Annotated in this window: 2 protein-coding genes, 1 tRNA gene and 1 rRNA gene; 1 reads left to right on the top strand and 3 read right to left on the bottom strand. The window is 71.7% G+C overall.

Annotated elements, in window-relative coordinates:
- A partial coding sequence (locus AC067U_RS36800; RefSeq protein WP_478834216.1) for a HAMP domain-containing protein occupies window positions 1-1,812 on the bottom strand: 1,812 nt, incomplete at its 3' end.
- Window positions 1,813-2,038: 226 nt separating this feature from the next.
- Here AC067U_RS36800 and AC067U_RS36795 point away from each other — a divergent pair.
- On the top strand, window positions 2,039-4,561 hold the full coding sequence (locus AC067U_RS36795) for a SpoIIE family protein phosphatase (protein WP_478834215.1): 2,523 nt from the start codon (window positions 2,039-2,041) through the stop codon (window positions 4,559-4,561).
- 97 nt (window positions 4,562-4,658) lie between these two features.
- Here the strand turns inward: AC067U_RS36795 and AC067U_RS36790 are convergent.
- Window positions 4,659-4,731, bottom strand: a tRNA-Thr gene (locus AC067U_RS36790).
- Between the two features lie 5 nt (window positions 4,732-4,736).
- Window positions 4,737-4,829: ribosomal RNA gene (rrf, locus tag AC067U_RS36785) — 5S ribosomal RNA — on the bottom strand; the annotation flags it as partial.

The following is a 4,829-nucleotide window of genomic DNA, read 5'->3' as shown; positions in this document are numbered from 1 at the left end:
CACGGCGGTCGTCACCTGGGCGATCTGCCGGACCTGAGAGGTCAGGTTGCCGGCCATGAAGTTCACCGAATCGGTGAGTTCCTTCCAGGTGCCGGACACCCCCTCCACCCGCGCCTGGCCGCCCAGCCGGCCCTCCGTACCCACGTCCCGGGCCATCCGGGTCACCTGGTCCGCGAAGGAGGACAGCTGGTCCACCATCGTGTTCACGGTGTTCTTCAGCTGCAGCATCTCGCCGGAGACGTCGACGGTGACCTTCTGCGACAGATCGCCGTTCGCCACCGCCGTGGTCACCTGGGCGATGTTGCGCACCTGCCCGGTGAGGTTCCGGAAGGCCGTGTTCACCGAGTCGGTGAGGTCCTTCCAGGTACCCGCCGCACCCGGCACCTGCGCCTGACCGCCGAGCTCGCCCTCGACACCCACCTCACGGGCGACCCGGGTCACCTCGGCGCCGAAGGCCTGCAGCTGGTCCACCATCGTGTTGACGGTGTTCTTCAGCTCCAGCATCTCGCCGGCCACGTCGACCGTGACCTTCTGCGACAGGTCACCACTGGCCACCGCGGTGGTCACGGTCGCGATGTCCCGCACCTGCGTGGTCAGGTTCCGGAAGACCGTGTTCACCGAGTCGGTGAGGTCCTTCCAGGTACCCGCCGCACCCGGCACCTGCGCCTGACCGCCGAGCAGGCCCTCGGCGCCGACCTCGCTCGCCACCCGGGTCACCTCGTCGGCGAAGGTGCGCAGCGTATCGGTCATCTGGTTGATCGTCTCGGCCAGCTGCGCCACCTCGCCGCGCGCGCTCACCGTCACCTTCTGGGTGAGGTCGCCGTTCGCCACCGCCGTCGTGACCTGCGCGATCCCGCGCACCTGCGCCGTCAGGTTGCCCGCCATCGTGTTGACGGAGTCGGTCAGGTCCTTCCACACCCCGGCCACGCCGGGCACCTTGGCCTGGCCGCCGAGCTCACCCTCGGTACCCACCTCGCGGGCCACCCGGGTCACCTCGGACGAGAACGAGGACAGCTGGTCCACCATCGTGTTCACGGTGTTCTTCAGCTGCAGCATCTCGCCGGCCACGTGCACCGTGACCTTGCGGGACAGATCGCCCTTCGCCACCGCCGTGGTCACCAGCGCGATGTCCCGCACCTGAGCGGTGAGCCGGTAGGCCATGGTGTTGACGGAGTCGGTCAGATCCTTCCAGGAACCGGACATACCGCGCACCTGGGCCTGACCGCCGAGCTTCCCCTCGGTGCCGACCTCCAGCGCCACCCGCGTCACCTCGTCGGTGAACGCCGACAGCTGGTCGACCAGGTTGTTGACCGTACGACCGACCTTCAGGAACTCTCCGCGCAGCGGGTGCCCCACCCCGTCCGGCGACTGGGTCCGCAGGTCCATCCGCTGCTCCAGGTCGCCCTCGGCGACCGCCGACAGCACCCGCCCGACCTCCGACACCGGCCGGGCCAGGTCCTCCACCAGCTGGTTCGAGGCATCGATCGCGGCCGCCCAGGCGCCTTCACAGGCACCCGTCTCCAGCCGCTCGCTCAGCTTGCCCTCGCGCCCCACCATCCGCCGGACCCGGGACAGCTCACCGCTGAGGTGCAGGTTCCGGTCGGCGACCTCGTTGTAGACGGCGGCGATCTCCGCCATCACCCCGTCGCCGGAGACCGTCAGCCGCTTCCGGAAATTGCCGTCGCGCATCGACACCAGAGCGGTCAGCAGCCTGTTCAACGCGGCGCTGTCGACCTCCGTCGTCCCGCCGCGCCGGGCCCGTCCGCCCTTCGCGCGCGTTCCCGTACGTCGCGCCGCTCCGCCAGACTCCACCGTGTCCCTCCCAAAAGGGTCGACCGCCGCTCCGCCAGGGCAGGTGGTGCGCACCGGCAGGCACTCCAAGCCTGCCCAGTGTTTCACCATGGCGGAACCCGGCCATAACGCTTCGGTACCTTTGCACACCACCCACACCCTGCGGGTGGATTCCGGGGGGACCGCACCCGTAGCGGGGGCGGGGCAATTACGCTGGCGTCCGACTGTCCACTGTCTGAGGAGTCCCGTGATCACGGCCAGGGCGGCTGCCAGCTTCGATCCCGTAGGGCGCTCGGTCGCGGCTGCGCGCGCCTTCGTCCGCGACACCCTCCAGGGATGGGGCTTCGCGGACATCGTCGACGACGCCGTGGTGCTCACCAGCGAGCTCGTCACCAACGCGGTGATCCACGCCGGCACCCGCGCCGAGGTCCTCTGCCTGCGCAGCGCCGACTTCGTACGCGTGGAGGTCGCCGACCGCTACCCCGACCGCGCGCTGCCGCTCCTCCCGCACAACCGCCCCTACGCCGACCCGGACCGGGAGAACGGCCGCGGCCTCCTGCTGTGCGCCGCCCTGGCCACCCGCTGGGGCGTGGAGTACGCCGCCACCCACAAGCACGTGTGGTTCCGCCTCGACCTGCCGGACCGGCCGGTCGGTACCCGCTCCGCCGGGCCCGTCCTCCCCGACAGGCTCCTCCCCCTCACCGAGAGCCGGGTCCGCGTCGCCGTCCTCCAGGTCGACACCGACGCCGTGGTCACCGCCTGGAACGAGGACGCCGAGCAGATCTTCGGCCGCCCGGCCTCGAAGGCCGTCGGCCGCCCGCTGGCCGAACTGGCCGCCTGGCCCCAGACCCCCGGCACCGGCACCGGCATCGCCGAGGCCCTCGGCCTGTCCCGCTGGGAGGGCAGCTACGGCATCCGCGGCGGCGACGGCCGGGTCATCCCCGTCTACGCCTCCCACCTCCGGGTCCGCGACGCCCTCGGCGAGCCCTCCACCGTCTGCCTCCTCGTCCGCGACGAAGAGCGCGCCGTCCTGCAGAGCCCTCCCCGGGTGCCCGCCGGCGACGACGGCCGACTGACCGAACCGCGCGCCGCCGACCCCTTCGAGGTGTTCATCGGCTCCCCCGCACCGGACGACCTCGACGGCCTGCTCCAGCGCACCGTCGAACGCGCCCGTGACATGCTCGACGCCGACTCCGCCTTCCTGCTCCTCGCCACCGACGACGAGACCGAGCTGGAGGTCCGCGCCACCACCGGGCTGCCCTCGACCCGCCAGCGGTTCGCCCGCGTCCCGGTGGAGGCCGGCACCAACCGCTTCGGCTCCGCCCGCATGCCGGCCGTCCACGAGGACCTCGCGCTGGTCCCCGGCGCCGTACCGCTGCTGGAGACCACCGGTATGCGGTCCGTGGTCACCGTCCCCCTCAAGGTCGAGGGCCGGCTGACCGGAACCCTCGGCGTCGCCGCCGAAGCCCCCGGACGCTACTCCAACGACGAGGCACTGCGCCTGCAGTTCGCCGCCGACCGGATCGCCCTCGCCGTCGAATCCGCCCGCCTCGGCGAGCTGGAACGGCTGCGCCGCGGCTCCCTCTCCTTCCTCGTCGAGGCCTCCGACCTGCTGGCCGGCACCCTCGACCGGGACCAGACCCTGGCGCTGATGGCCCAGATGACCGTCCCGACCCTGGCGACCTGGTGCGCCGTCTACACCATCGCCGACCCGGCCTCCGAGCCGTTCCTCAGTTACGTCCTGCACGAGGACGAGGACCGGATCGACGGTCTGAAGGCCCTCCTCTCCGAGGTCGACCCGCCGGAGCCGGTCACCGAGACCGGAGCCCGCCCCTGGACGGCCGGCTCCACCGCGGTCCGCGCGGAGACGGTCGTTCTGCCGCTCCTGGCCCGCAACCGTGTCATCGGCATGCTCACCCTGGGCAACCCGCACGAGGAGCACTTCCGCCAGGAGATCCTCGAACTCGCCGAGGACCTGTCCCGCCGGGCCGCCCTCGCCCTGGACAACGCACGCCTCTACTCGGAGCGCATGGCCATCAGCCGCTCCCTGCAGCGCAGCCTGCTGCCGCCCGGCTCCCCCGCCATCCCGGGCATGGAGGTCGAGGTCATCTACCGCGCGGCCGGCGAGGGCAACGAGGTCGGCGGCGACTTCTACGACGTCTTCCCGATCCGCGACGGCGCCTACGGCTTCGCCATCGGCGACGTCTGCGGTACGGGCCCGGAGGCGGCCGCGGTCACCGGCCTCGCCCGGCACGCCCTGCGGCTGCTGGCCCGTGAGGGCCTCGGCGGTCCGGCGGTCCTGGAACGGCTGAACGCGGCCATCCTCGACGAGGGCGCCCGCAGCCGCTTCCTCACCCTCCTCTACGGCGAGCTCCACCCGCAGCCGAACGGCGGCGCCCTGATGAAGGTGGTCTGCGCCGGCCACCCGCTCCCGCTGCGCCTGCGCCCGGACGGCCAGGTCCTCCCGGCCGCCGACCCTCAGCCGCTGCTCGGCGTGATCGACGACCTGGACCTGCACGAGCAGACCCTCACCCTCGACCCGGGTGACGTCCTGCTGTGCGTCACGGACGGGGTCACCGAACGCCGCGAGGGCACCCGCATGCTCGGCGACGACGGTCTCGCGGACGTCCTCACCACTTGCACGGGCCTCACGGCGGGCGCGGTGGCGGCCCGTGTCCTCCGCGCGGTCGAGCGCTTCGCGGCCGAACCCGCCTCGGACGACATGGCCATCCTGGCCTTCCGCGTCCCGGAGCCCCGCACGGGCGACTGACCGCTGCGGTGCCGACGTGCCTTCGGGCCCGCCGGCACCGCAAGGGCACCAAACAAAAAAGGCCCCCGCCATGAGGCGGGGGCCTTTTCTTTGTCAGAGCCCTTTAACGGAATCGAACCGTTGACCTTCTCCTTACCATGGAGACGCTCTACCGACTGAGCTAAAAGGGCGGGTTGTTCGGCGGCGTCCTACTCTCCCACAGGGTCCCCCCTGCAGTACCATCGGCGCTGAAAGGCTTAGCTTCCGGGTTCGGAATGTAACCGGGCGT

The sequence above is a fragment of the Streptomyces sp. NPDC043853 genome (assembly GCF_056436025.1).
Note: the sequence above shows the minus strand (reverse complement) of the source record. Positions and strands in the feature narration are given on the sequence as shown.